16 protein-coding genes are annotated in these 24,167 nt (G+C 62.1%); 10 read left to right on the top strand and 6 right to left on the bottom strand.

What is annotated here, in order from left to right:
• Positions 1–5: 5 nt before the first annotated feature.
• The 5 genes from NHH88_01670 to NHH88_01650 all read left to right on the top strand — a co-directional run bounded on the left by NHH88_01670 (position 6) and on the right by NHH88_01650 (position 8,615).
• Positions 6–3,842 (top strand): hypothetical protein, encoded by a 3,837-nt coding sequence (locus NHH88_01670; GenBank protein USX14533.1) that lies wholly within the window; start codon positions 6–8, stop codon positions 3,840–3,842.
• Positions 3,839–4,873 carry a hypothetical protein gene (locus tag NHH88_01665; GenBank protein USX14532.1) on the top strand — a complete coding sequence of 345 codons (1,035 nt, stop codon included), beginning with the start codon at positions 3,839–3,841 and terminating at the stop codon, positions 4,871–4,873. The genes NHH88_01670 and NHH88_01665 overlap by 4 nt, the downstream gene beginning before the upstream one ends.
• 469 nt (positions 4,874–5,342) lie before the next feature.
• On the top strand, positions 5,343–6,275 hold the full coding sequence (locus NHH88_01660; GenBank protein ID USX14531.1) for an AraC family transcriptional regulator: 933 nt from the start codon (positions 5,343–5,345) through the stop codon (positions 6,273–6,275).
• A gap of 96 nt (positions 6,276–6,371) precedes the next feature.
• Positions 6,372–7,577, top strand: coding sequence for an FAD-dependent oxidoreductase (locus NHH88_01655; protein ID USX14530.1), 1,206 nt, complete (start codon positions 6,372–6,374; stop codon positions 7,575–7,577).
• 144 nt (positions 7,578–7,721) lie between these two features.
• Positions 7,722–8,615: an MBL fold metallo-hydrolase gene (locus NHH88_01650; GenBank protein ID USX17505.1), complete on the top strand. Its 894-nt coding sequence runs from the start codon at positions 7,722–7,724 to the stop codon at positions 8,613–8,615.
• 40 nt (positions 8,616–8,655) lie between these two features.
• Here the strand turns inward: NHH88_01650 and NHH88_01645 are convergent, their stop codons facing one another.
• Both NHH88_01645 and NHH88_01640 read right to left on the bottom strand, forming a co-directional pair.
• Entirely contained in the window at positions 8,656–10,092 is a 1,437-nt protein-coding gene (locus tag NHH88_01645; GenBank protein USX14529.1) for an MFS transporter, read from the bottom strand.
• Positions 10,089–10,562, bottom strand: a complete 474-nt coding sequence (locus NHH88_01640; GenBank protein ID USX14528.1) for a nuclear transport factor 2 family protein — start codon at positions 10,560–10,562, stop codon at positions 10,089–10,091. The genes NHH88_01645 and NHH88_01640 overlap by 4 nt, the downstream gene beginning before the upstream one ends.
• A 143-nt stretch (positions 10,563–10,705) precedes the next feature.
• Here NHH88_01640 and NHH88_01635 point away from each other — a divergent pair, with 143 nt between their 5' ends.
• The 3 genes from NHH88_01635 to NHH88_01625 all read left to right on the top strand — a co-directional run bounded on the left by NHH88_01635 (position 10,706) and on the right by NHH88_01625 (position 13,595).
• Positions 10,706–11,575, top strand: a complete 870-nt coding sequence (locus tag NHH88_01635; protein ID USX17504.1) for a LysR family transcriptional regulator — start codon at positions 10,706–10,708, stop codon at positions 11,573–11,575.
• 61 nt (positions 11,576–11,636) lie between these two features.
• Positions 11,637–12,155 (top strand): Rid family hydrolase, encoded by a 519-nt coding sequence (locus tag NHH88_01630; protein USX14527.1) that lies wholly within the window; start codon positions 11,637–11,639, stop codon positions 12,153–12,155.
• Between the two features lie 6 nt (positions 12,156–12,161).
• A complete protein-coding gene (locus NHH88_01625) occupies positions 12,162–13,595 on the top strand; it encodes an amidase family protein (protein USX14526.1) in 1,434 nt (477 codons plus the stop codon).
• 62 nt (positions 13,596–13,657) lie between these two features.
• Here the strand turns inward: NHH88_01625 and NHH88_01620 are convergent, their stop codons facing one another.
• Positions 13,658–15,046, bottom strand: a complete 1,389-nt coding sequence (locus NHH88_01620; protein USX14525.1) for an amidohydrolase family protein — start codon at positions 15,044–15,046, stop codon at positions 13,658–13,660.
• A 148-nt stretch (positions 15,047–15,194) separates the two neighbouring features.
• On the opposite strand from NHH88_01620, the gene NHH88_01615 reads away from it, so the two are divergent.
• On the top strand, positions 15,195–16,097 hold the full coding sequence (locus NHH88_01615; GenBank protein USX14524.1) for a LysR family transcriptional regulator: 903 nt from the start codon (positions 15,195–15,197) through the stop codon (positions 16,095–16,097).
• 203 nt (positions 16,098–16,300) lie between these two features.
• Positions 16,301–18,811 carry a cellulose binding domain-containing protein gene (locus tag NHH88_01610; GenBank protein USX14523.1) on the top strand — a complete coding sequence of 837 codons (2,511 nt, stop codon included), beginning with the start codon at positions 16,301–16,303 and terminating at the stop codon, positions 18,809–18,811.
• 47 nt (positions 18,812–18,858) lie between these two features.
• Here NHH88_01610 and NHH88_01605 read toward each other — a convergent pair whose 3' ends face one another.
• The 3 genes from NHH88_01605 to NHH88_01595 form a co-directional block, all read right to left on the bottom strand.
• The gene (locus tag NHH88_01605) at positions 18,859–20,088 is read right to left on the bottom strand and encodes a substrate-binding domain-containing protein (protein ID USX14522.1); all 1,230 of its coding nucleotides are present in this window, start codon (positions 20,086–20,088) and stop codon (positions 18,859–18,861) included.
• A 109-nt stretch (positions 20,089–20,197) separates the two neighbouring features.
• Complete coding sequence (locus NHH88_01600; protein USX14521.1) at positions 20,198–22,516, bottom strand: dockerin; 2,319 nt, start codon at positions 22,514–22,516, stop codon at positions 20,198–20,200.
• Between the two features lie 404 nt (positions 22,517–22,920).
• Positions 22,921–24,126: a helix-turn-helix transcriptional regulator gene (locus tag NHH88_01595; GenBank protein ID USX14520.1), complete on the bottom strand. Its 1,206-nt coding sequence runs from the start codon at positions 24,124–24,126 to the stop codon at positions 22,921–22,923.
• Positions 24,127–24,167 lie beyond the last annotated feature (41 nt).

Genomic DNA, 24,167 nt, shown 5'->3' with positions numbered 1-24,167 from the left:
CAGACATGAACGACTTTTTTTACCACTTCAGTATGTCGAAAATGGACGCGACGGGAAATGCGGACCTCGAGATTCCCAAGACCTTGACGTTGTGCAGCGCGAATGTTCACGGCATCCCGGAGGGGCAGCTGTTTCTGGATCATGTCCCCGTCCCGAGAAGCAACTGGCGCTACGACGAACACGACAAGATACTGCTCTGGAGCGGCGCCTTCGGCAGCGGCCAGCTGCATCTGAGGCACGACGGTGCCGGCGGCGTGGGCGTCGTTGCCCGGGACATGGCCATGGTGTCCGTCCAGGCCAGCGTGACGGCCCAGTTCCTGTGCGACGTGGCGCTCGATGCTGGCGTCGTGTTCACGACCGACGGCTCGGCCATCTCGGGCATGGCGTGGGATCCGACTTGCACGCAATGGCAGCAGGCTTGCTGGGTAAAAGGCCGTTTGCTGCTCAAGTATACCGAGGCGCCGGGCCGACCGATGCAGCCGCCCGTCTTCACGTTCGAATTCGACGATAACGAAACGGGTTCGCTGCCGTGGACACCCGCGGTTGGCGCATTTTCCGCCTCGCTCGGTTTGACGAACGAATGGAACCTGACGTTCAAGACGGTGACGTCCCCGCCGTCGGACACCGGTATGCCGGCCACCGGTCCCACATCGGTCTACCCGTACTGGTTGATGGCCACCGAAGACCTGGCTGCGGCGACCATCACGGGCGCGATCGATATCACGAGTAGCGGCCAGGCATCCGACACCTTGGTCGGCATCGCCGGCGCCCGCGCCAACCAGTTGATCACCGGGTATTTTCTGCGTGACGATGCGGCGGTGCCGTTCGGCGTTTTCGACGGCAAGATGGTCGTCGGCGATCTTGTGCTGCGTGCTGCCCGCGTCGGCGCGAACGAATTGCGGTGGAGCGGCCTAGCGCCCGAGGTGCAAGCCGCGACCGGATTGCCGGCGGCGGGGGTGTTGCGGTTTTCCGATGCCGGGTTGCCGCTCGAAACGGCGGATGGCGTACCGTGCGAACGCCTCGATACGAACACCGCGCTTGCTGCCTTGACGCGTTCCCCAAGATATTGTCCCGCGACATTGCAAAGCTTGAAGGACACGCCGCCCGCTCTGACGATTTCGGGACTGTTGGCGATGAATTGCTATGTGCAAAACGCTGCGGGAAATTGGTACGATCAGGTACAGCAGGCGGTGACGGCGGACTTACAGACGATCATGAACAGTTTCGTTTCGCCGGACATTTATAATCTTCTGTTCCCGAATTCCACCCAGCCGACGCTCGAGGGCGAACTGGCCATCATCGCCAATTCGCCCGTGCCGGGCGTTGCAAATCCTTCAGCCTGGTACCAGTCGCTGGCCACGGCGGTCATGACGCAGGGTCTCGCGGGCGGCAACGACAGCAATTGCCAGTATCTGAACGGGCCGCGCGCGGCAACGTGGCTGAAAGAACAGGTTGCGGCGTCGAAGGTGTATTACACGCATGGACAACTCCTGTTCCAATATCACTGGCAGCAGCTGTTCCCGTCGATAAACGATTATCTCGGCGATCAGCAAAGCAATAGCGCGACGTACACCCCGATCATCAATCAGGTGGCGGCCGCGGCCATCGCCGACATCAATGCGAACGTCGTTCCCGATCCGACGAATCCGCAGTTGATCCAAAACCTGATCGACGATGTCACGGATGCGCAGACCTACGCCACGACAAACAACCTGTACTGGGCGTTCTACTACTACACCTACAATACGGCGCCTTCCATACTCGCCAATATCGCGCTGCAAATGAGCCCGGGCAGCGGTAACGGCGATGCGACCGCATTGCCGAGGCTATTCCAGCTCAACGCGGCGGTGCTGACGGCACTCGACCCTTCCGGTGTGTTTGCGAAGCGGTACACGCAAACGCTGAACGTCTTCCTGGCAACCAACGTTCTGCCGTCGATGTTCGGATTCAATGCCGATCCGAATACCTTTTCGATCATCAAGGAATATCTCCAGACCTTCGTCAACCAGAACATTGCGAACGAGGACGCACAAATCCAGGCCGCGGCGGCCGAACTGCAAACGCTGATCAACGACAGCGATTTCGACAGTATCCTGAAACACAGCCTCGATATCATCAACGATCTTGCGAGTGCGTTCCAGGACGTGATGTCGCTGCCGAGTATTGCGAATGGATTCCTGCCGAAGTTTATCGCCGCGTATCCACAGTTTTCCAAGGTGGCTTCCGTCTTCGGATCGCTGCTGTTCACCGGTCTCGCCGGGCTCAGCGCCTATCAGATGATCATGGCGTTCAAGAGCTGGGACAAGATGAGCGATGCCGAAAAGGCGGAGCTGATCACCAATGCCGTGCAGCTAGGTTTGCAGATCGTCGGCGCGATCGTCAAACGGGGCGTGCGGATCTATGCGATCTTCGGCGCCGAGGGCCTGTCCGTGGGCCAGCGTGCGGGCGCCATCGCCAATATCCTCAACAGCGGCGAAGCGGATGTCCTGGACACTGCCTTGGCACGCATCGGTAACAGCGCGGCAAGATGGCTGGGAGACACGAAAGGATCGATCGGATTGACGCAAGATCCGGCGATCACGGAAATGATGATGATCGGCGACGCCGACGCCGACGTCGCCGCCGAGGTCTCGGTGGCTGCCCGCATCCTGGGCAGGAATCTGGACGAATTCATCGCCGCGCGCCTCGGCCCAATTCTCATCCTGGCCGGGATCAGTTTCAGCATCTACAACCTTGTGGAGGGGGAGAGCACCATCAGCAAGGCGATGGATGGGCTCAATATCGCTGCGGGCTGCCTGACGCTGATCGCCATGGCCGGCGCCTTCGCGGTCGAGGGCGGCGTGATCGCCGGCATCTGTTCCGTGGCCGGTCCCCTGGCGATCGTCGCGGCCGTGGCCGGTATCGCGCTTGCGCTCTACGAAATGTTCCAGAAACCGCCCGACCCGGTGCAGGAATTTGTCAACGACTACGCCCAGCCCGCGGGGCTGACGGTCGCGGCAAGGGCGAGCAGCATCGATTACGTGATCCCGTACACGGTTGACGGTTTGACGCTGCTTGGATTCACGCTCAGCCTCAATGGAAGCTTCTATGGCTGCAATGCGGACGGCACGATCGCCAGCGGCACGTCGAGCACGCTTCCGGGATGGGTGTTCTTCACCCAGACGGACAGCCAGGGCTTGTCAGGCATTTTTGCCAAGGTCTCGTACAGCGGCTCGAATTCGGTCGTCCCGCTGTGCCTGACGCTGCTCAGCGACGACACGGTCGTGTTCATGCCCGGGACGCCCACGGGAACGGCGACGGTTGCCGGTGGCAGCGTCACGGTGACCACGCAAAAATGGCTGTCCAGTCCGGTCGGCAATGCGGCGCTGGCGCCAGATGGACAGAACCTGGCCACCCTGCAGTTGATGTTGCAACCGGTCGTTCCGGACAGTGCCGGCAATTACAGCGCGGCGGGGGCGACAGGCTGGCTGGCGGCTTCGGGTAGTAGCCTGGGCTATTCGACAGCGGCGGGCGCGCAGTTCACGCTCACCATGTCCGGTATCGCCCCGTCGTCCTCGTACATCATAATGAAGGATATCTGTCTCCCGGTGAACGATAAACCGTCGCAGAACGAGGCGTTCTCCCCGAGTTTCAGCGTCATGCCCAGTCCGAAGCTGACCTTCGTTCTCACCGGGACGCTGCCGCCGTTCCTGAATTTCGACAGCGACACCTGCACGTTTTCGCCGAATGGAACGGTCGCGACGGCGTTCAACGCCGCGTTCTCGCTGGCGGTATCGAATGCATTGGGCAACGCGACGACGTCCTTCCAGATCGTCGTCGCCGCCGCGAAGGAACTGTCATGAGTACCGGTTTCCAGCAGCTCCAGGCACAGCTTGCCGCGTCCCTGAATGGCATCGTGCCGCTGGTCGCTCCGGCCGGGGGGAATACCGACCCGCTGACGACCTTGATCGATGCGATGCCCTATTACGGGTCCATGGACTGGCAAAATGCGCATCGGGGCGGGATCGTCAACCTGCTGGTCACGTCGCTGCCGAACGATCCGGTCGCCCAACAGCCAACCCAATGGGATGGGCTCGATTCGACCAGTTACAGCTACCAGGGCAACTACAACGGCTACAACGACGCCTTCTTCAATGGCATCGCACAATCCGCGACGGCGGCGGCGATCCTGCAAGCGGTGCAGCAGGTCAACCCGGCAATGAATTCGAGCTGGTGGGGAACATTTTGTTTGGCGACATTAACAGACCAAATCAACCAAGCGGGCGCGGCACAGGTCAACGTCAACCAGCTCACCACGGACCTCGCGACCTATAACGGCCAGTTGCAGGACTGGTTGTCGGCGACTTATCTGGCTACTTTCATTGACGGCTATCCGCCCACCCAGGCAGCGCTGGATGCGATCGGCGCGTCCAACGCGGGGCCTGCCACGGCGCTGGTATTGCAAAGCGCCATCGTGAACGGAACGTTTACCGCCAATATCAACACATTGGTCGCACAAGGCGGCGACAGCACGGCGGCCGCCACTTGGTTCCTGTTCAACTTATGGATCATGTTGATGGCGCTGGACGAGACGTTCGATGTGGACAGTTGCATCAACGCCGCCATCAAGCAGGGCTTGGACGTGCCCGAGGAAGTACAGCCACGGGTATGGTATACCGGGTCGTACACGAGCTACTTCGCGGCGCTGGCGGGCGCCGACATCGCGGCGCAATACCCGGCGGTGAGCGGCACCATCGCGGCGGACATGCCGATCCAGGTTCTGAGTTGCGTGCCGCGGTTCGGATGCACCGGTTCGGATTCGAACGTGTCGAACGGCTACTGCCAGAGCCTGACCTACTGGGGGCAACTGAATACCTACAATCCGCCGTCGTAGCGAACCCGTACGAAGCGGCCGCCTGCCGCGCAACCGACAGGCGGCGTTCCTTACGGATCATTGATCATGTCGGTTGGTAGCGCCATCATTGGGATGGCGCCCGCCATTCACCCACAGCTGAAGGATCGACCCCATGACCACTTTCCGCTTCCAGCAATCGAGCGCGGCAGAACTGCAGTGATCGTTGCAGGTCGTCGTTGGGTTCGGCGTCTGAGCCTATGAGCTAGATGAGGTTAAAAAAAGTGACTTCTTTTTCGGGCTGCTGTTCATCGCATTCGGCAATCTCGACCAACTTTATTGTTTCAAGTCAAGGCTGAGTGTTTCGTAAAAACGCCAACCCATTCAACCGGTTGGCGTTTTTTTGCCGAACAAGATAGACCGGCAACCTGTCACAAACCGGTCGCGGCTGCCGTCTTAAAGGTATGGGAGACGCACGGGGCGTCTCCCATTACCCTGACAGGCCCGAAGCATGAAAACCTCACCGATCTCACGCGATTATTTCGAGGCGCGCGAGAGCGACTTGCCAATTGCCGATGCCCGTCCCGCCGACAAGGAGATGGCGCGTGTGCTCGCAACCACGCCATTGCGCATCACCTTGGACCAGTCCGGCGCCGGAATCGCCCATTGGAAACATGATCCGTTGCACGACGTCGTCGGACCCATGATCCACCACGTCATCATGGCTTACAACGGCACCGTGCAGCGCATGCAACGCCGGTCGGGAAGATCGACGGCGATTGGAACGCTTCGCCCCGGGACGGTGATCATCATTCCGCAAGCCTCCAGCTCCCGATGGGATATCCCGAAACCTGTCGATATTGTTACGCTCTATCTTCCGCATTCATCGCTCGCGCGCATCGCCAACGAGGCCGGGATCGCCGCTCCGGTCGAACTGCTCGAGCGCACCGCGCAGCCCGATCCCATCACCTCGCGCTTGCTCTTGAGCGTGTCCGATTTCCTGGAAGGCAATGAGGCACTTGATACGCTGTTCAGGCAGCAACTGATCGACCTGCTGGCCACGCGTCTGCTGGCCGCGCACATCGGCTCGCCGGCAACGCTACAGCCGACCAGGGGCGGGCTGGCGCCCAAGGCCCTGCTTCGCGCGATCGAACGCCTGCGTTCGGACAGCGACGCCGACGTTTCGCTCGCGGCGCTCGCAGCCGAGGCCGGCCTGTCGCGGTTTCACTTCTGTCGCGCCTTCAAGGAAAGCACCGGGCTTGCGCCGCATGCGTGGCTGCGCCAGCACCGGCTCGAGCAAGCCATGACCATGCTGCGCGACACCGACGCATCCGTCATGTCGGTCGCGGCGGCGCTGGGCTATGCCTCGCAAACCGCCTTTGCCGCCGGGTTTCGCAAGCTCACCGGCGAAACGCCGAGCGAATGGCGTCGGCGCGCGCGTTAGCAGCAATCGCGCTGCAATCAGGTCAATCGCGATGGAGCGCTCGCGTGCGCGGCTAGCTACATTATGGCTGTGCCCATCACCAAAGGAGTAAGTCACATGCGACTCGTCATCATAGGGGCCGGCTTCGCCGGCATGTACGCCGCGCTTTCCGCCGCCCGCCTGCGCGATATCCGGGGCGTTACACCGGAGGAACTGGAAATCGCGCTGGTCTCTCCAGAACCGACGCTGGTGGTCCGCCCCCGGCTCTACGAACCAAATCCCGAAACCCTCACCGCATCGCTGTTGGAGGTGTTCAATGCCACCGACGTTGTGTATGTGCAAGGCAGTGCCGAGACGATCGACGCCAGCTCCCGCACCGTAGGCATCGCGACCCGGGAAGGGGGACGCAAGTCGCTCTCCTACGACCGCTTGGTCGTCGCTTCGGGTAGCCGGCTGTTTCGTCCGAACATACCCGGTCTCGCCGAGCACAGCTTCAGCGTCGATTCGCTCGACGACGCGGTCGCCCTAGACAAGCACCTGCACGGCCTGGCCGGGCGTCCCGCCACGAACGGGCGCAACACGGTCGTTGTGGTCGGCGGCGGCTTCACCGGCATCGAGGCGGCGACTGAAATCCCGGCGCGGCTGCGCGGCATCCTCGGCAACGATGTCCAGACCCGCGTCATCATCGTCGACCGCAACAATGCGATCGCACCCGACATGGGCCCCGATTCCCGCCCCGTCATCGACGACGCGCTGCGCAAGCTCGGCGTGGAAACCCGCCTCGGCGTCGGCGTCGCCTCGCTCGACAAATCGGGCGTCACCTTGTCCAGCGGCGAACACATAGGGACCGAGACCGTCATTTGGGCGGCCGGCATTCGCGCCGCCCCGCTGACCGAGCACATCACCGCCGAACGCGACAATTCCGGACGGCTGCTGGTCGATCGCGACCTGCGCGTGCCGGGTGTTCCAAGCGTCTTCGCCACCGGCGACGCCGCCCGCGCCGCCTGCGACGACGAAGGTAACTATGCATTGATGTCCTGCCAGCACGCCACTCGGATGGGCGCTTTTGCCGGCAATAACGCCGCGGCCGAGTTGCTCGGCGTGCCGACCAAACCCTACCACCAGAAGGCCTACGTCACCTGTCTGGACCTCGGCGAAGCTGGTGCGCTGTTCACGCGCGGCTGGGACCGCAAGGTGGAGATGGTCGGCGAGGTTGCCAAGAAGACGAAGCGGGAGATCAATACCGTCTGGATCTATCCACCAAAGGCCGAGCGCGCCGCCGCGCTGGCGTCGGCCGATCCGGAGCGGGTCACCGACCTCTGAACCTGTCGCCCGCATTAGCGGAGCTCGTTTCAACACGTATCAAACCATTCGCAACATTCACAGGAGATGAACATGAATCAAATGGTCAGCAATATTCAGGCGCCAACAAAAAAGAGCCCGATCAAACGCGATACGCATACCGACATGGGTTTAATCAATGCTCCACAGGAGCTGGTGCCGTCGCGTTATGCGCTAAAGCTCGGCAAGCTGGACGTGCTGGTCATCAGCGACGGGGTGCTGCCGTTACCCACAGCGACGATGGCCACCAATGTCGCCGAAGCCGACCTGGCAATCTGGCTGGACGATCATTTCATGCCGCAACAGACGTTCGACTGGCCGTTGAACGTGATGGTGGTGCGCAGCGGCGACCAGACCATCCTCATCGACGCGGGGTTGGGAGGTCAGTTCCCGGGCTTCCCGCGCGCCGGGCAGTTTCCGCAGCGCCTGGAGGCCGCCGGCATCAGCCTGGAATCCGTGACCGACGTGATCATTACCCACATGCACATGGACCACGTCGGCGGGATGCTCGTCGATGACGTGAAAAACCGGCTGCGTCCTGACGTGCGCATCCACGTGGCCGCCGCCGAGGTCAAGTTCTGGACGTCGCCCGATTTCTCCCACACGGATATGCCGAAGCCCGTGCCGGACGTGCTGCGCTCAACGGCCGCCAGCTTCCATGATGAATACCGCGACCGAATTCGGATTTTCGACGACACGTACGAAGTCGCGCCGGGAGTGGTTGTGCGTCTCACCGGCGGCCACACACCCGGCCACAGCGTGGTCGACCTTGAATCCGATGGTGAACGGCTGATGTTTGCCGGCGACGCCATGTTCCCGGTCGGGTTCGAGCATCCGGAGTGGCAAAACGGCTTCGAACACGACCCGGAGGAGGCGGCTCGCGTTCGGATCGGCCTGTTCCGGGAACTGGCGGAGAACGGCGGGCTGCTGGTGGCCTCCCACTTGCCGTTCCCCTCCGTCAGCCGAGTGGCCGTCGACGGCGATGCCTTCCGTTGGGTGCCGGTGATCTGGGATTACTGACCGCCAACCCCCGCTTCACGGGGGCGAATGGCAACATTATCTATCGCCCCGGTCTGGACGCCACGATGGAAAAGACCGCAGAGATGGAGAGACTGGCGGCCACGCACAGCATGGCGGCGGCTAACGCGTCGGCCATCGAGACCGAATCGGGCGACGCCCCTGCCACGGTGAAGAAGATGCCCCCCATCACCGCGACGCCAAGCGCCGCGCTGATCTGCAAGGCTGAGTTCGTTATGCCGGCAATCATTCCGGAACCGGTCGGCGGCGCCCGATTGATGACAGCGCGCACGAGCGTTGGCAGCGCCCATCCCTGACCGAAGCCCAATAACCCGACTGCAATGACCAGCGGAATATGGGCGGGCATTCGGCCAGGCGCGCAAGCCACGATGACGGCCAGGATCACGCAGCCGGCGACTTCGAGCATCATGCCGATGGCGGGAACGAACCTCCCGACAACGCGGATGGCCAGCGGCGTCGTCAGCGGGCCAATGAAGGCGCCTATGCCGAAGGGCAGAAAGACCAACCCCGTTTCCAGAGGACTCAGCCCGATTGCCGATTGAAGATAAACGGAGAAGACCAGGAAAAAGGCAGAGACGACATAGAAGAAGAGAACGCCTATGAGGCCACTCATCAGCCCGGGCAAGTTGACCAGCTCAACGCTGACGAGCGGGACCCCGCCCCGACGGGCATAGGCCTTTTCGTATTCCCAGAAGCAAACGCCAGCGAGAGGGGACGCGATGAGCATCGCGCAGGTCCACCACGGCCAACCCAACTCCCGTCCCTCGACCAGCGGAACAATCAACAAGGCGAGCGTGAAAGCACACAGCAGCGCCCCGATTTTGTCGAGCGGCGCCGGGTGATCGCCGCGTACGTCAGGCAGCAGTGGGAAGCCGAAAATGAGCACGGCAGCGACCACCGGCAGGTTAATCAGAAAAATAATGCGCCATTCCAGGTGAAAGAAGTTTGTGGTGATCAAGGCACCGCCGAGCGCTTGCGCGGCCACAGCTGCCAGTCCGACAGCGGCGCCGTACAGTCCCAGCGCGCGTGCACGCTCGTGCTCCGGAAACAGCGCGTGAATCGACGCCAGGCCTTGTGGCGCCATGGCGGCCGAACTCAGGCCTTGAAGGATACGACCGACGATCAGCAAGGCCGGTGAAGTGGCCAGACCGCACAATACCGAGGTCAGTCCGAAGCCGCTGATGCCAATCAGGAAGATCTTGCGTCGACCGAACAGGTCACCGAGCCGGCCACCGGTGATGAGGAAGACCGCGTAGGCCGAGGCGTATCCGGAAATAACCAGTTGTAGTTCCGCAGCGCTGGCGTGAAGCGAACCCTGGATGGACGGCAGGGCGACGTTCACGATGAAAAAGTCCAGTGGAGGCAAAAATGCCCCCACCAGTAACACCGCAAATGCCAACCAGCGGCGGGCGGCGGACGTCGTCGTGTGCATGTTTTTAGTGGAGAACGCGCGGGTCATGCCGGCAGACCGAAGCGCTCCGTGCCCGCGACCGGGGCCCAATCTTTCAGTGGCGTTGCATAGTGCATCGTGAACCTGCGCTCGACGAATGCCCAGCGGCCGTCCCGCCGATCATAGATATCCTTGTACTGACCGCTTACCTGCAACGGGCCTTGGTCGACGTCGTAGAAAATGCAGTCCGCCGCTACCGTTCCATGGGCGCGATCGCCTTCCACGGTAATCAGCGCGTTGGCCATCCAGTGGTGCATGTGCGGCATGCGTTTCATGTTGACTTCGGCCTGTGCCAGGATGGCCTCCAGGCCCTCGGAGTTGCCGTTCTGTCCAAGCAATAACCGCGAGTCGGGGTGCCAAAGGGTGGCTAGCAGGGCCATGTTCATTGTGTCGAACGCTTCCGCGTAATTGGCGATGAGTGCATCGATGGCGAAACGGCTTTCGATGGCGTCCAGGCGCGCCTCAAGTTCTTTTGACATGGGAAATCTCCTTGTGGAATAGCATTTGAAAATGCCGACCCAGCATGGGCCAGCTCGATAGGCGCCATGATGCTGCAAACAGATTTGTCGGTGAACTGCCATTCCTGTATATTCGGCGTACATTTTTGAACGGGTTTTTACACATGGAATGGAGCGACGTCCGAATTTTCTTGGCGGTGGTCCGCTCAGGTTCTCTGGGCGAGGCGGCCCGCAGACTGGGGGTAAGTCATCCGACCGTGGGTCGGCGGATCAAGGCGCTCGAAGACGAGGCGGAGCAGGCGCTCTTCCGCAGGACCAAGGATGGGCTGGTACTGACGGACACCGGGGACGCGGTGCTGGCGCTGGCGGAATCCATGGAAAATTCCGGACTGGCCATGGAACGACGGTTGGCGGGCAACCACGAACGCCTCGAAGGCGTGCTAAGGATATCTTCGGCGGAGTGGTTTGCCGGCTATGTTCTGGCGCCGGTGCTGGCTGAATTGACGCGCCGCTATCCAGCTATCGTGCCCGAGGTGATCGCCAGCTACCGGCTGCTCGATCTGTCGCGTCGCGAGGCCGATGTGGCCTTCCGTATTGTGCCCTTCACGGAACCGGACATCGTTCAGCGCCGCCTGATGAGCATTCCGTACGGCCTCTACGGTTCGGACGAATCCGCGCGCGCGATGCAAACGGATCCGGCTTCGGTCGGACTCATTCTCATGAATTCGGCGCAGTCGCACTTTCCCGATGTCGCCTGGCTGCTTGATCGGTTCCCGCTGTCGCGGCGTGTCTTCACCAGCACCAGCCGCGCGGTCCAGGCACGTATGTGCGCGCAAGGTATGGGTGTGGCAGTCCTGCCGAGGCCACTTGGCGATGCGACACCAGGGTTACAGTGCATCGAGACACCCGAGCCGCCGCCGGGCAGGGATATCTGGGTAGGTTACCACCATGACCTGCGGCATATGGATCGCCTGCGGGCGCTGCTGGATATCGCCGATACCATGCTGTCGAACTCCGCCATTCCAGCCCGTTGATGAAGTCGCGTATCTTAAAGGGAATGCGCACATTTGCCTTTTGAGGGAGGCGGCGCCTCTATTGGAACGTTATTCTTCGTTGATCGGTGTAAGGCAGAACGCCTGCCACGGCCCACTCAAGAAAGCGAACAATATGTCAGTAGAAAAAAATTGCGAGAATCTGGGCGTCGCCTGGGAAAAAGCCTTCGGTTATGTTCAGGCCGTGAAGGTCAAGGATACGATCTATATCTCCGGCCAACTGAGTCATGATGGCGAAGGCGCGCTGGTCGCGCCGGCCGAGCTCGATGCATTGGGCAAGCCCGTCGACTTCTCCAACATGGAAGCGCAATTGCACCAGACCTATGTGAACGCCATCGAGTTGCTGGCCCGCTATGGCGCAACCCTGGACGACGTGGTCGAAGAGACCTTATATGTGCTCGACGTCGATGCCGCCTTCACCGCTGGCGCCAAGGTACGAAAAGCAATGTATGGCTGCGAGCAGCCCCAGTGCGCAAGCAATATCATCGGCATTTCCCGCCTAGCATTTCCTGCGCAACTGGTGGAAGTGACGTTCCGGGCGGTTTTGGCCGATCGCGACTGACGCTTGATGGATCTTTCGTCGCTGCTTTCCGTGGGCACGGCGAGGTCCATCGGCGAGGCAATCGCTGCACATAAGGTAACGTCCACCGACGTAACAGCCTGGTACCTGCAGCGCATCGAGCAATTCAATGCAGGCGCGCAGGGCCTCAACTGCGTGCGCAGTGTGTCGCCGCTCGCCCTCGAGCAGGCGGGTTTTGCCGATGCCGATCTGGCGGCAGGCCGCTGGCGCGGTCCCCTGCATGGGGTGCCATTCCTGGTCAAGGATAATGTGTTCACCGCCGATGGCAGTGCCGCGTCTGCGGGATGCAAAGCGCTGGCGGGCTTCATTCCGCCTTACGAAGCTACCCTGGTGAAGCGCCTGAGGGAAGCCGGCGCGGTCTTGCTTGGCAAAACGAATCTGACCGAGTTCGCGGACTTTGTCTCCGACACCATGCCTGCCGAGTTTAGTGGCGCGGGTGGCGTCGTGCGCCATCCATTTGGCCTGCGCTATGGCAGGGGGCTCGGCTCAAGTGTCGGCTCCGCGGCAGCCGTCGCCGCGCGCTTGTGTGCATTTGCGATTGGCAGCGAAACACAGAATTCGATCCAGGCGCCGGCCATTCACACTTCTATCGTCGGCTTCAAACCCAGCGTCGGGCGAGTCAGCCGCTACGGCGTCATTCCGCTTGTGCCCAGCCAGGACTCCCCCGGCCCACTGACCATTACTGTCGATGACGCCATGCTGGTGTATCAGGCGATGGCCGGCCCGGATGTGAACGATCTGGCGACGCTGCGCGAGTTCGCACAGTGCGCGCATACCGGCGGGTCGATCCGGGGTATGCGGATAGGTGTGCCGCGCAAATACATGGCGGACGTCGTCGGCGCCGAAGCGGGCCGGGCATTCGAGCGGGTCCTGTCATCGCTGGCGGACGCCGGAGCCCTCATCATCGACCCATGCGACCTGCCAGCCGCCCGGCAATTGAGCGAGTTGCGTTCCAGTGTGTTCCGCACTGAGTTCAAGGAAAGCCTGAACAGTTTACTGCGCGAGCATCGTCCCTGCGGCATTGCGTCGCTGCAAGACATCATCGAGTGGAATCGCGTCCATCCGGAAGCGATACCGTACGGCCAGTCGTTGCTGGAAGCGGCGAATGCCACGTCTGGCACCAGCGCGGAGCAGTACGTCGCGGACCGTCAGCGTGATATCGAACTGAGCCTCGAAGAAGGCATACGAGGCGCTTTACACGCGGGAGCGGCCGATGTGCTGTTGGCCCCCATGGCTGTCGCCGCAAAATGCACGGGGAAGGCTGGCGCACCGGTTGTGGCCGTTGCCGTTGGCGAGGATGAAGTGGGGCTGCCTTTTGGTGCGACGGTGTTCGCGGAACCGGGCAGTGACGACTTGGTACTGCACGCGGCGGCGGCGATTGAGAACGTTGTCGGACGACGCATCGCGCCGTCACTCGGCTAAGGTGAAGCGCAGCACCGTCGGAATCATGCCAAAAAAGTAGATGGTGCAACGCCGAGGGGAGCTTACGCAAGGTGAATCGGCGCGAACGATTCGGCAAACAGATCGGGCTGGTACCCGGCGGCGTTGAACAGATGGGCGCAGGATTCGTCGATCGCGGCGCGCAGTGTCGCCTGATCCACGCCCAGCACGACGCCACCGCGTTTGCGCACGCGTCCGCCGATGATGACGGTATCGATATTGCTGCGCTCGGCCGCGTGCACCACGGTGCCGATGGCGTTGTTGAGCGGGTAGATGTTGAGGTCGCCGGTTCGGATCAGTACCACGTCGGCCTGCTTGCCCGGCGTCAGGCTGCCGATGCGCTGTTCCAGTCCCGCGCAGGCGGCGCCGTCGATTGTGGCGGCCTCCAGCAACCGGAACGCATTGGTCGGCGCCGGCGCATGGTGATGACCATGAACACGCTGGCTATGCGCCATGACCCGTTGCAGGTAGAAACCCACGCGCATTTCCATGAACATGTCGCCGCTATACGAGGTCTCGTTGTCGACACTCAGGCCGGGGCGTATGCCGTGGTGGAGCGCCGCCTGCCAGGCGTACATGCCATTCTCGATACCGTAGTGGGCATCCGATCGCGGGCATACATTGACGCGCACACCCGCCTCGTGCAAAATTTGCCAGCCGGAATCCGGCAGGCAGGTGCAGTGGTTGAAGATGTTGTCGCTGCCGAGCAGCCCCTGCTGGTGCAGGCGTTCGAGCTCGGTTGCCATGACACCGCCAAAAAACTCGGTCACGATGGGAATACCCAGTCCCCGTGCGACGGCCCACTGGTCGGGTTGAAGCTGCGCCATCATGGCCAGCGTCACCAGGCTGTTGGGATCGGTGAAATACTTGGCCTGCAGGCGTGCGAGATTGCCCGGCCAATGCGCCTCATCCCAAACGCCCGCTACCGGCGGCCCGGACGCGTGCACCGCGCGGATGCCGGCATCGAGCAGTGCCTCGACCGCCGCGTCGGAGTGCGCCGCCGTGCGGCTGTTGTGGGAGTTGTCGATCACCGTCGTGATGCCGGCATCGATGCAGCCCAACGCGGTGAGCAGGTTGCCCACGTAGATGTCGCGCGGCCGGTAGTATTTGGCGAACGAGAAATGCGTGGCGTTGCAATAGTCCTCGAGCGTTGCCGCATTGGGGTTGATGCGGCGCAGCTGTCCTTCCCAGGAGTGACGATGGGTATCGACCATGCCCGGAATGGCGATCATATTGGCCGCATCAATCACTTCGGCGCCGTCGGCCTCCAGATGTAAGCCGATGGCGGCAATTGCGCCATCGGCAATCAGGATGTCGCCCTTGGGCAAATTGCCGACATCGCCATCCATGCTGATGATCGTAGCGCCTCGAATGAGGATCTGATGTGGGGCCGGCGCCAGCGGCGCGAGCAGTTGACGGTCTTGATCGGACATTGTTGATTCCTACTGTACGTAATGGTGTGCAAGCAGTCTAGCGAGGGCGGCCACGTGGAAAAAGTAGCGCCGGGCGTTTTCACCATGCAGAAAAGTCGAACAATGCTGGGTTATAGTGCCGTTTCCTTTACCGCCAAACGGACAAGACATGGATCGCGTACAAGCAATGCAGGTATTCCTACGCGTGGTCGAGAGCAGGAGTTTTGTTCGCGCGGCGGAGACCCTGGGCATGCCCGCATCGTCGGTCACTGGCATCATCAAGCGGCTGGAAAAACATTTGCAGACGCGCCTGCTAAATCGCTCCACCAGAAACCTCAGCCTGACGCCGGAAGGCGAGCGCTACTTCCACCGTTGCCGCGAAATACTCGACCTGATCGACGACACCGAATCGAGCCTGCAAGGTTCCGTCGAGCGCCCGCAAGGACGCCTGCGTGTGGACATGCCTGGCGGCATCGCGCATGCCGTGATCCTGCCGCAGTTGTGGCAATTCCAGCAGCGGTACCCGGATATCTACCTGATGATCGGCGTAAATGACCGCCAGGTGGACCTGATCCAGGAGAACGTCGATTGCGTCATCCGCACCGGCAGCCTCGACGACTCGACCCTGGTCGCGCGCCGCCTGGGCGAGCTGTGCTGGATCACCTGCGCGGCGCCGTCCTACCTGGCCGAACAAGGCGTTCCGGAGGTGCTGGAGGATCTGCAACGACATCGAGCGGTCCATTACTTTTCCAGCACGACGCGGCGCGGGAGCGATCTGCGTTTCGTCGAAGAGGGCGTCAGCATCGCTGTTCCGGTCCCCGGCACGGTGGCGGTCAACGAGACCGAGCTGTACATCAAACTGTGCCTCGACGGCCACGGCTTGATGCAGCTGGCCGAGATCCTGGTGACCGACCATTTGCGGACCGGAGAATTGGTCGAGGTGCTGGCCGACAAACGGCCGGCGCCGGTGCCGGTATCACTGCTCTACCCCCATCATCGCTTTCTCTCGCCGGCGATGCGCGCGTTTACCGACTGGACCACAGAGCTGTTCAGCAACACTACGCCGGAGTGAACGCAGTTGCCGCCGCAGTTGCCGCATCTCTTACTGAATTTGAGTTTGAGAATTGGTGAGTTTCACAATGTTCAATAGCCTTGCATGGATACATAATCGGATTGCCAAAGAAGACGATTTCAACACAGAGAGGGGTCGTTTCGCGGGGCGAATTGGATGACGTCGTTATCACCGCAACAATTCAAAAACCGGGGGAGACGGGTATGCATGTAAAGAAAACTATATTGGCACTGGCGGCAGGTTGGCTGGTGGCCCAAGGGGCCGGAGCCGAAACGTATCGCTGGGACACCGTTGCAATGGGCGGCGCCGGCTTCGTTTCCGGCGTGGTTGCCAGCAAGAGCGAGCGAGGGGTGGTATTTGTGCGCACCGACGTCGGTGGCGCCTACCGCTACGATGCCCGCAACGAGCGCTGGGTGGGCATGAATGACTGGCTATCCGACGATCAGCAGGGCCTGATGGGCGTTGAGTCGTTGGCGATCGACCCGCGCAACGCGGCCAATGTCTACATGCTGGCCGGCACCGAATACTTCAGCAACGGCAAGAGCGCGATCATGCGCTCGACCGACTACGGCAAAACCTTCACCGTCACCGACGTCACGGCCCAGTTCACATCGCACGGCAACGGCATGGGCCGCGCCAATGGCGAGAAGCTGCAGGTCGATCCGGGTTCGGGCAATGTCCTGTTCGTCGGCACGCGCAAGCATGGGCTGTTCAAAAGCGTCGATTCGGGCGCGACCTGGAACCGGGTGAACGGCCTGAACATCACCGAGACGGCGAACGGCAACGGCATCAGCTTCGTGCTGCTCGATCCAACCAGCGTCAAGGACGGAACCGCCAAGCGCATCTACGTCGGCGTCTCGCGTTACGGCTCGGTCGGACCGAACCTGTATCTCAGCAAGGACGGCGGCGCCACCTTCGCCCCGGTGGCGGGCGCGCCGGCGGGCCTGATGCCGCAGCGCGCGGCGATCACCCCCAAGGGCCGCCTGTACCTGACCTACGCCAACGGCGCCGGGCCGCACGGACAGTCGGAAAGCGAGCCGCTGAACACCGGCGCGATCTGGGAATACAACACCATCGGCGGCGCGTGGACCAACATCACGCCGGCCGGCCTGACCTCGCCGTTCAGCGGCATCAGTGTCGACCCGAGCAATCCCAAGCGCCTGGTCGCCGCGACCTTCAGTATCTGGGCGTTCCAGACGTCGCAGCCGGCCCCGATGTGGGGCGACCGCATCCTCACCTCCATCGACGCCGGCCGCACCTGGACCGATCTGATGGACCGGGGCATGGCGATCGATACGAACGGCGTCCCCTACGCCAACAGCGCCTCGATCCACTGGGCCGGTTCGATCGAGTTCGATCCCTTCGATCCGAAGACTGCCTGGGTGGTGTCGGGCAATGGCCTGTACAAGACCACCGACATCGACGCGCCCAAGAGCGTCTGGAAGTTCGACGTCAAGGGTATCGAAGAGAGCGGCGCCTACCAGGCCGAGAGCATTCCGGGCGGGCCGCTGGTGTCGATCATCGGCGATTACGACGGCTTCATTCATACCGACCCGTCCCAGTACGTCCAGCGCCATACCCCGTCGATGGGTTCCACCACCGGCCTTGCCGTGGCCGCCCAGGCCACGCACGTGATGGCGCGGGTTGGCAACGAGCTCTACACTTCGACCACCCAGGGCGCGAGCTGGGAAAAAGCACCGAGCAAGATGGCTACGCGAGGCAACCTGGCGCTGTCGGCCGATGGCTTCGTGCTGCTGCACAGCCCGGAAAATTCGACCACCACCTACCGCTCGACCGATTTCGGCGCCAATTGGACCGCTGTCGCCGGATTGGACTTGAATAATGCGCGCCCGGTGGCCGACGCAGTCAACCCGGCCAAGTTCTATGCCTACGATCGTGGCACGGGCACGCTGCATGCGAGCAACGATGGCGGCGTGTCGTTCAGCCCCATGGCCCAACTGCCCGGCGGCGGCTCGGACTTCGTGCGCGCCACGCCGGGACGCGAGGGCGACCTGTGGATGTGCCTTGAATCGAATGGCGTTATGCACTCGACCGATTCCGGCGCCACCTTCACCAAAGCGGGTTCGATCAGTTCCTGCAGCGGGCTGGGCCTGGGCAAGGCAGCGCCTGATGCCGGCTATCCGACCCTGTACATGTGGGGCTCGGTGAACACCAAACGCGGCCTGATGCGCTCGATCGACCAGGGCGTGAGCTGGGACCGTATCAACGACGATGCCCATCAATATTCCGGCATGATCGGCGGCCGCTTTGTGACCGGGGACATGAACACCTACGGCACGGTGTACATGGCCGCTAACGGACGCGGCATTGTCTACGGCAAGATCGACCCGTCCGGCAACGTCCAGGTGACGCCGCAGGCGTATGTGCCGCCGCCAAAACAGGCCGAATGCAAGTACGTCGTGACCAGCACGTGGGGCGGCGGCGGCATCGCCGAGATCCGCATTACCAACCAGGGCACGTCGGTCATCAACGGCTGGACAGTGAAGTGGACCTATGCCGACAATTCGGCCGTGGAAGGTGGCTGGAACGCGGCGGTCAGCGGCACCGCGCCAACCTACACGGCAACCAACAGCGAAGCCTGGAACCGCGACATCTATCCTAACCAAATGGCCTCGTTCGGCTTTGTCTTCAACAATGGGGGGCAGGACAATCCCGGCCCGGTACCGGCTGTCACCGGCGACATCTGCAAGTAGGCGCATTGCAAAAGCGCGGGGCGCGAAGGCCGCCTCCGGCGCCGCGTCTATGTCGTCGCGCCGGGGCCCGGGTCAAGGGCTCCGGCGATTTGTCCGCGCTCGCTGAGCACGCGCTGGCGGTAGGCGCGCGGCGTGCAGCCAAGTTCGCGCTTGAACACGACGTGCAAGTATTCGACGGATGTGAAGCCGCTGAACAAGGCCACGTCCTCGATGCGGCAATCGCTGCTTTCCAGGCCCGCCTTGGCGGCATTGAGTTTGACGCTCAGGATCATGTCGTGCACGCTGCATCCCAGCTCCTGGCGGAAGTAGGCTTCGAGCCAGGAGCGCGACACCCCCACATGATCGGCCACCTGCTCGGTCTTGATGCCCCGGCAGGCATACAGGCGGATGAAGTGGCGCGCCCGCATCACGTGCGGATGCCTGACCAGTTCGTACTGGCTGGACGCGAGCACGTTGATGCCGGCTGGCGGCACCACGATCCGCGTGTCCGGCAGCGGTACCCCGTTCAGCAACTGCACCAGCAGATGGGCTGCCGCGCGACCCATCTCCTGCGTGCCCTGAATCACGGAACTGAGCGGTATGCGGCTAAGCCTGCGCACCAGCGGATCGTTGTCGATGCCGATAATCGCCACCTGTGCCGGCACTTCGATGCCGGCGATGAGACAGGCCTGCAGTAACTGGCGCGCGCGCGCATCCGTCACGACGACGATGCCGACCGGTTTAGGCAAGCTGCGCAACCAGTCGATCTGGCCCTGGACCGCCTCGTCCCACGAATCGGCGCTGGTTTCGCAACCACGGAAAATTTCCGGTTCCGGCTGCCCTTCCCGCGTCAGGCTGCGGAAGGCGTTTTCGCGTTCCTGCGCCCAGCGGTTTTCCGCTGTGGCGGGAACGCTGAACATGGCGAAACGCTGCAGGCCAACATCGACCAGATGCTTGTGTGCCAGTTCGATCAGCTTGAAATTGTCGGTCGCCACGTAGGGCATCCCGGCCGGGTAATTGGCAGGGTCGGCATAGGAACCGCCGACCGCCACCACCACCGGTACGCCGCAGCGCGACAAAGCTTCCGCCACGGCCGGATCGTCCAAATTGGCGATGATGCCGTCGCCCTGCCATCGCTCGATACCTGACAGCCGCAGTCGGAAATCTTCCTCCAGGAAGAGATCCACGGCAGTGCGCGTTCTTCCAAGATAGACGGCGATGCCTGCCATGACTTCGTAATCGAATATATTGTTTGCGTTAAATAACAACGCGATCCGGCGTACCTTCGTGGTCTTCATTTACTTGAGTGCTCGCTCAGTCGGTTCCAGCCCGGTCCTGGTTTGCAAAGGACCGCCGCGCATCCTTGCGGTGCCGCGGCGGTCATGGGCTGACATTGACGCGGGTTGGTCAGTTGGAATACTGCAAGCCGCGGCCGGTGCCGTTGACGTAGATCCGGCCGTGGGTGTTCCAGTCGGCCGCCATCGCGCGGATGCCGCCGAACTGATGTGCATCGTCGTTAAAGCGGGTCCAGGTGCTGCCCGCGTTGTCCGAAGCCCACACGCCCCACTGGCCATTGATCACACCCGACACGTAGACCGTGGCGGAGTACGGCGCGCCGGGGGCCGCCTTGCCCAGGGCAATGTGGCTGGCACCCTGCACGTCGGGATACTCCGTGGCGGGATTCCTGCCGCCCCAGATCGAGGCAAAGTTGTTGAGCTTGGTCCAAGTGGCGCCCGAGTCGACCGAGTGGTACACGGTGTTGCCGTCGGCCAGCCAGACGTCGCCCTCGACGTTCGGATTGACGGCCAGCGAGGTGGCTTTCCACGGATTGGCGCGCAGCCCCGCCGACACCGAGCCCTGGCTCAGCGTGAAGGTTTGGCCGCCATTGGTCGAGACATAGACCTTGCCTGGCTCTCCCGACCAGAATACGCCGCCCGAATCGTAGGCATAGACCTTGTTCGGGTTCTTGCGGTCCGCCGCGAGCCGGTAGGCGCGCTGCCAGCTCTGCACTGTCAGCGCGGGGAGATTGGTCGCCGTCCAGCTCGCGCCGTTGTTGGTGGTATAGGACGGCACCGTATTGGTCGGCGCCCAGATCGCCTTGTTGCGCGCGGTGACGGCGATGCTGGCCACTTCGCCATACGGGGTGGCGCCGCCGGCAGGCAGGGTGGCGAAGTTCGCCCACGTGTTGCCGCCGTCGCCAGACCAGAATCCGAAGCCGGTCTTTTGCTGGTTCAAGGTGCCGACACCGGCAATGTATTGCGGATCGGACCAGCTCATGTCGGCCGAATTGCCAACGGACCAGGAGGTGGCCGGGCCTTTGGTCGGCTTGGCCGCGAGGTCGGTCTGGACCCAGGTGCCGATGTCGCCCGAGCTGTTGACGAACTTGTACGTCGCGCCGGCCGGCGGGGTGGCGATGCCCAGGGTCGCGGTCTCCTCGAGGTTGGCCACCTTCATGGTCCAGGTCGGTGTCGCCGACGAGGCGTTCAGCGTCTCGAAGGCGCCGCTGCCGCTGACTTTCAAGATGTGGTCGCGGTTGTTCGGATCGATCTCGATGTCGTCATTCCAGCCCCAGTACGCTTCGCCCGCCGGCGTATGGGGCATCGCGGCCTCGATTTCGCGCCAGGTGCCGCCGGCATTGTCGGACAACTGGACGATCTTCTTGTCGGCCGTATCGCCGTAGACATTGGTCACCGCCAGCGCGATGCGCGTGGTCGCCCCGGAACCGTGGACGGACACGCCGCCGTAGCCGCCCATGGTGCTGCTGCTCAGTAGGGTCCAGTTGCCGCCAAGACCGTCAAACTTGTAGAGGTAGCCGGGACCGTCGCCGCCCGGGCCCGAGGTCTTGTTGAACACCACGTAGTACATGCCATCGGCGGCGCGCGCGTAGTGCGGGATGTAATACCCGGCGACCGCCGCCGGCACTGTCACCGGCGTCCATGAAAAGCCGCCGTTGCTGGACCGGTAGAAGGTCGAGGTCAGGCCGGCCGCGCTGGCGTAGTCGGGCGCGACTGCGGCCCACATATTCCAGGTCGTCTGGCCGCCGCCCACGTTCCCGTTGTCGAAGATAATCTGCTCGACGCCGACCGACATGGTGCTCGACGTGTACGAAGACAAACCCGTGACCTGCGCCCAGGTTTGGCCCGAGTCCGAGCTCTTCCACAGGCCGGCCATGCGGGAACCGTAGAACATCGTCGATGGATTGGTGGGATCGAGCCTCAGGCGCTCGCCGGTCGCCCGCCCGATATTGTTGCCGTCCACGATGAACGGCAGGGTGATCCACGTCCAGCTGGCGCCCTGGTTGGTGGAGGTATACAGCCGGCCGTTGCCGCCAGCGCCGGCGACCAGATAGACGCGCTGGTCGTTGGTGGGATCGAGGCCGATGCTTTCGACGTAGTGGAATGCCGCCTCGGCTTCGCTGAAACCCAGGCCATCGGTGATGGGCACCCATTGCGACGTGCCCTGGTTCCAGCGGTAAGCGCCGCCGATGTCCGTGCGGGCGTACAAAAGGTTGGGCGCCGTCGGATGATAGATCAGGCCGCTGACATAGCCGCCGCCGCCCCACTTGACGCTGTTCCAACTGGTCGCCTGGCCCACCAGCGTGCTGGCGCTGGTCATGACAGCCGGCGTGTTCGTGCCAGGTTTGCTGCCCGAGTCGCCGCCGCAAGCTGTCACGAATGCCGCGGCGCCGATGGCAAGTAAGGCGATTCTGTTACTAAGTGCTTTCATGCTGGTTGTCTCCTGAATGAAATGTTTAATTACTTTTTTATGAAATCCGTAATTTTTTTAGTGACCGGCCAGTTTGGATTTCCGGAAGAAGCGGCCAGCATGAAGCCTAGGTTGCCACCTTGAGCAACGGTATTGGCGACGGGCGGATTTCTTGTAAACGCCGGAAATTGCAAGGAAAATTAGCCACAGTGAAAGTCCGCCGTGGCGGCTGACAGCAGGTCGGGCATGCGGACCGGGCTGCCGTGCCACGGTTCAATCGCCGGGCAGGCGTGGCTCGCCCGTAGAGTGGGCATTGCCAGGAGAGTGGGCGTTGCCAGGAGGGGGCGGTAGCGGTTCAGCCGGGGTGTTCCAGGCTGAGCGGTGAGGATGCGTGAGCGGAGGACGAGTGGTAGGGATGCAGCGGTTCAGGCGCCTGGTTCCGACGGCGCGCTGTCGACGGGCTGCTCCTGTTGCCGCTGCTGGGCGGCAAGCATGCGGAATGACTTCGGCGTGCAGCCATATTCCTCTTTGAACAGCTTATTAAAATAAGGAATATTCCCGTAGCCAACCAGATAAGCGATTTCCGACACGGCGGCGCTGTTTTTTTCAATCAACAGCCTGGATGCCTCGGTCAGCCGCAATTTATTCAGGTAACTGGTGAACGTCATGCCCAGTTCCGATTTCAGCAGTTCATTGATTTTATGGCGGTTCGCGCCGGTCGCTTCCACCACGGTTTCCAGGTCCAGTTCGGGATCGGTATAAGCGCTGGCGATGTATCGCAGGACCGACGCCTTCTCCTTGTCCTTGTACGGTTCCAGCGTTAGCTGGCGATAGGCCACCAACGGCAAATTTATTTTCACTTTTGAATCCACGCTGGCCAGCAGCGCGCGGGAATAGGCCAGAAAAAACCAAACACCGAATGCCAGCGATCCAGCCAGGACAATGACCAGCAGCGCGGCCAAGTAGCTGTAATCGCGGCCATGCAATGTCAGTTCGCTGATATCGATCTGGACATCGACATTGAGCGGAGTGGCCGCGCTGGTGCCGAACATGATTTTCCCTACCCTCTCCAGTTTATCGCCCTGGCGAGTCAAGTCCTGCCTCATCGTGGAATACCACCAGTCGGGAATCAGCAGCCGGGCCAGGTCGAGCGTCACCCGCATGCCCTGCTCATTACACAAAAAGTAAGTTCTGGGTGGACGGTAAGTCTCGTAGTAGCCTTGCTTGGAGAATTTCTCGTCGAAGGTGGACACCTCGAACGTCATGGCAGTGGACAATGAACATTTGGCAACGAAGGAAATGGTATCGAACTTCGACCAATCCTCCTGGATCGGCCGTCCCTTGTCGTCGCGGAGTTTGAGGTCGCCGGCGGCAAAAGGATACTTGGCGACGTCCTTCAGCTTGAAGTCGAAGCGCAGCCGGTCGGGCGACGTGTCGTGCAGGCGCACTGACGACGCTCCGTCGCTGACCACGTCGGAAAACGTTCCGCCATGCCAGCCGTAGCCATTGTCGTGTGCGCGCGATAACGTCTGTGTCGGAAAGGCCCGATAAACAAAAACAACGGCCAGCAATGCGTCCACGGCGAGCAGGCAGATCAGCGCCAGCAGCGCCTTTTTATAGAACTCTTGCATAGAGGTAGGGTATGGAATTGTCTCGGCGCCGCACCTCTTGA

The sequence above is a fragment of the Oxalobacteraceae bacterium OTU3CAMAD1 genome, assembly GCA_024123915.1.
GTDB lineage: Bacteria > Pseudomonadota > Gammaproteobacteria > Burkholderiales > Burkholderiaceae_D > Rugamonas.
Note: the sequence above shows the minus strand (reverse complement) of the source record. Positions and strands in the feature narration are given on the sequence as shown.

Bases quoted from the DNA above. Each gene is read 5' to 3' on its own strand.
- NHH88_01670 (USX14533.1), top strand. From the start codon at position 6: ATGAACGACTTTTTTTACCACTTCAGTATGTCGAAAATGGACGCGACG.
- NHH88_01665 (USX14532.1), top strand. From the start codon at position 3,839: ATGAGTACCGGTTTCCAGCAGCTCCAGGCACAGCTTGCCGCGTCCCTG.
- NHH88_01660 (USX14531.1), top strand. From the start codon at position 5,343: ATGAAAACCTCACCGATCTCACGCGATTATTTCGAGGCGCGCGAGAGC.
- NHH88_01655 (USX14530.1), top strand. From the start codon at position 6,372: ATGCGACTCGTCATCATAGGGGCCGGCTTCGCCGGCATGTACGCCGCG.
- NHH88_01650 (USX17505.1), top strand. From the start codon at position 7,722: ATGGGTTTAATCAATGCTCCACAGGAGCTGGTGCCGTCGCGTTATGCG.
- NHH88_01645 (USX14529.1), bottom strand. From the start codon at position 10,092: ATGACCCGCGCGTTCTCCACTAAAAACATGCACACGACGACGTCCGCC.
- NHH88_01640 (USX14528.1), bottom strand. From the start codon at position 10,562: ATGTCAAAAGAACTTGAGGCGCGCCTGGACGCCATCGAAAGCCGTTTC.
- NHH88_01635 (USX17504.1), top strand. From the start codon at position 10,706: ATGGAATGGAGCGACGTCCGAATTTTCTTGGCGGTGGTCCGCTCAGGT.
- NHH88_01625 (USX14526.1), top strand. From the start codon at position 12,162: ATGGATCTTTCGTCGCTGCTTTCCGTGGGCACGGCGAGGTCCATCGGC.
- NHH88_01620 (USX14525.1), bottom strand. From the start codon at position 15,046: ATGTCCGATCAAGACCGTCAACTGCTCGCGCCGCTGGCGCCGGCCCCA.
- NHH88_01615 (USX14524.1), top strand. From the start codon at position 15,195: ATGGATCGCGTACAAGCAATGCAGGTATTCCTACGCGTGGTCGAGAGC.
- NHH88_01610 (USX14523.1), top strand. From the start codon at position 16,301: ATGCATGTAAAGAAAACTATATTGGCACTGGCGGCAGGTTGGCTGGTG.
- NHH88_01605 (USX14522.1), bottom strand. From the start codon at position 20,088: ATGAAGACCACGAAGGTACGCCGGATCGCGTTGTTATTTAACGCAAAC.
- NHH88_01600 (USX14521.1), bottom strand. From the start codon at position 22,516: ATGAAAGCACTTAGTAACAGAATCGCCTTACTTGCCATCGGCGCCGCG.
- NHH88_01595 (USX14520.1), bottom strand. From the start codon at position 24,126: ATGCAAGAGTTCTATAAAAAGGCGCTGCTGGCGCTGATCTGCCTGCTC.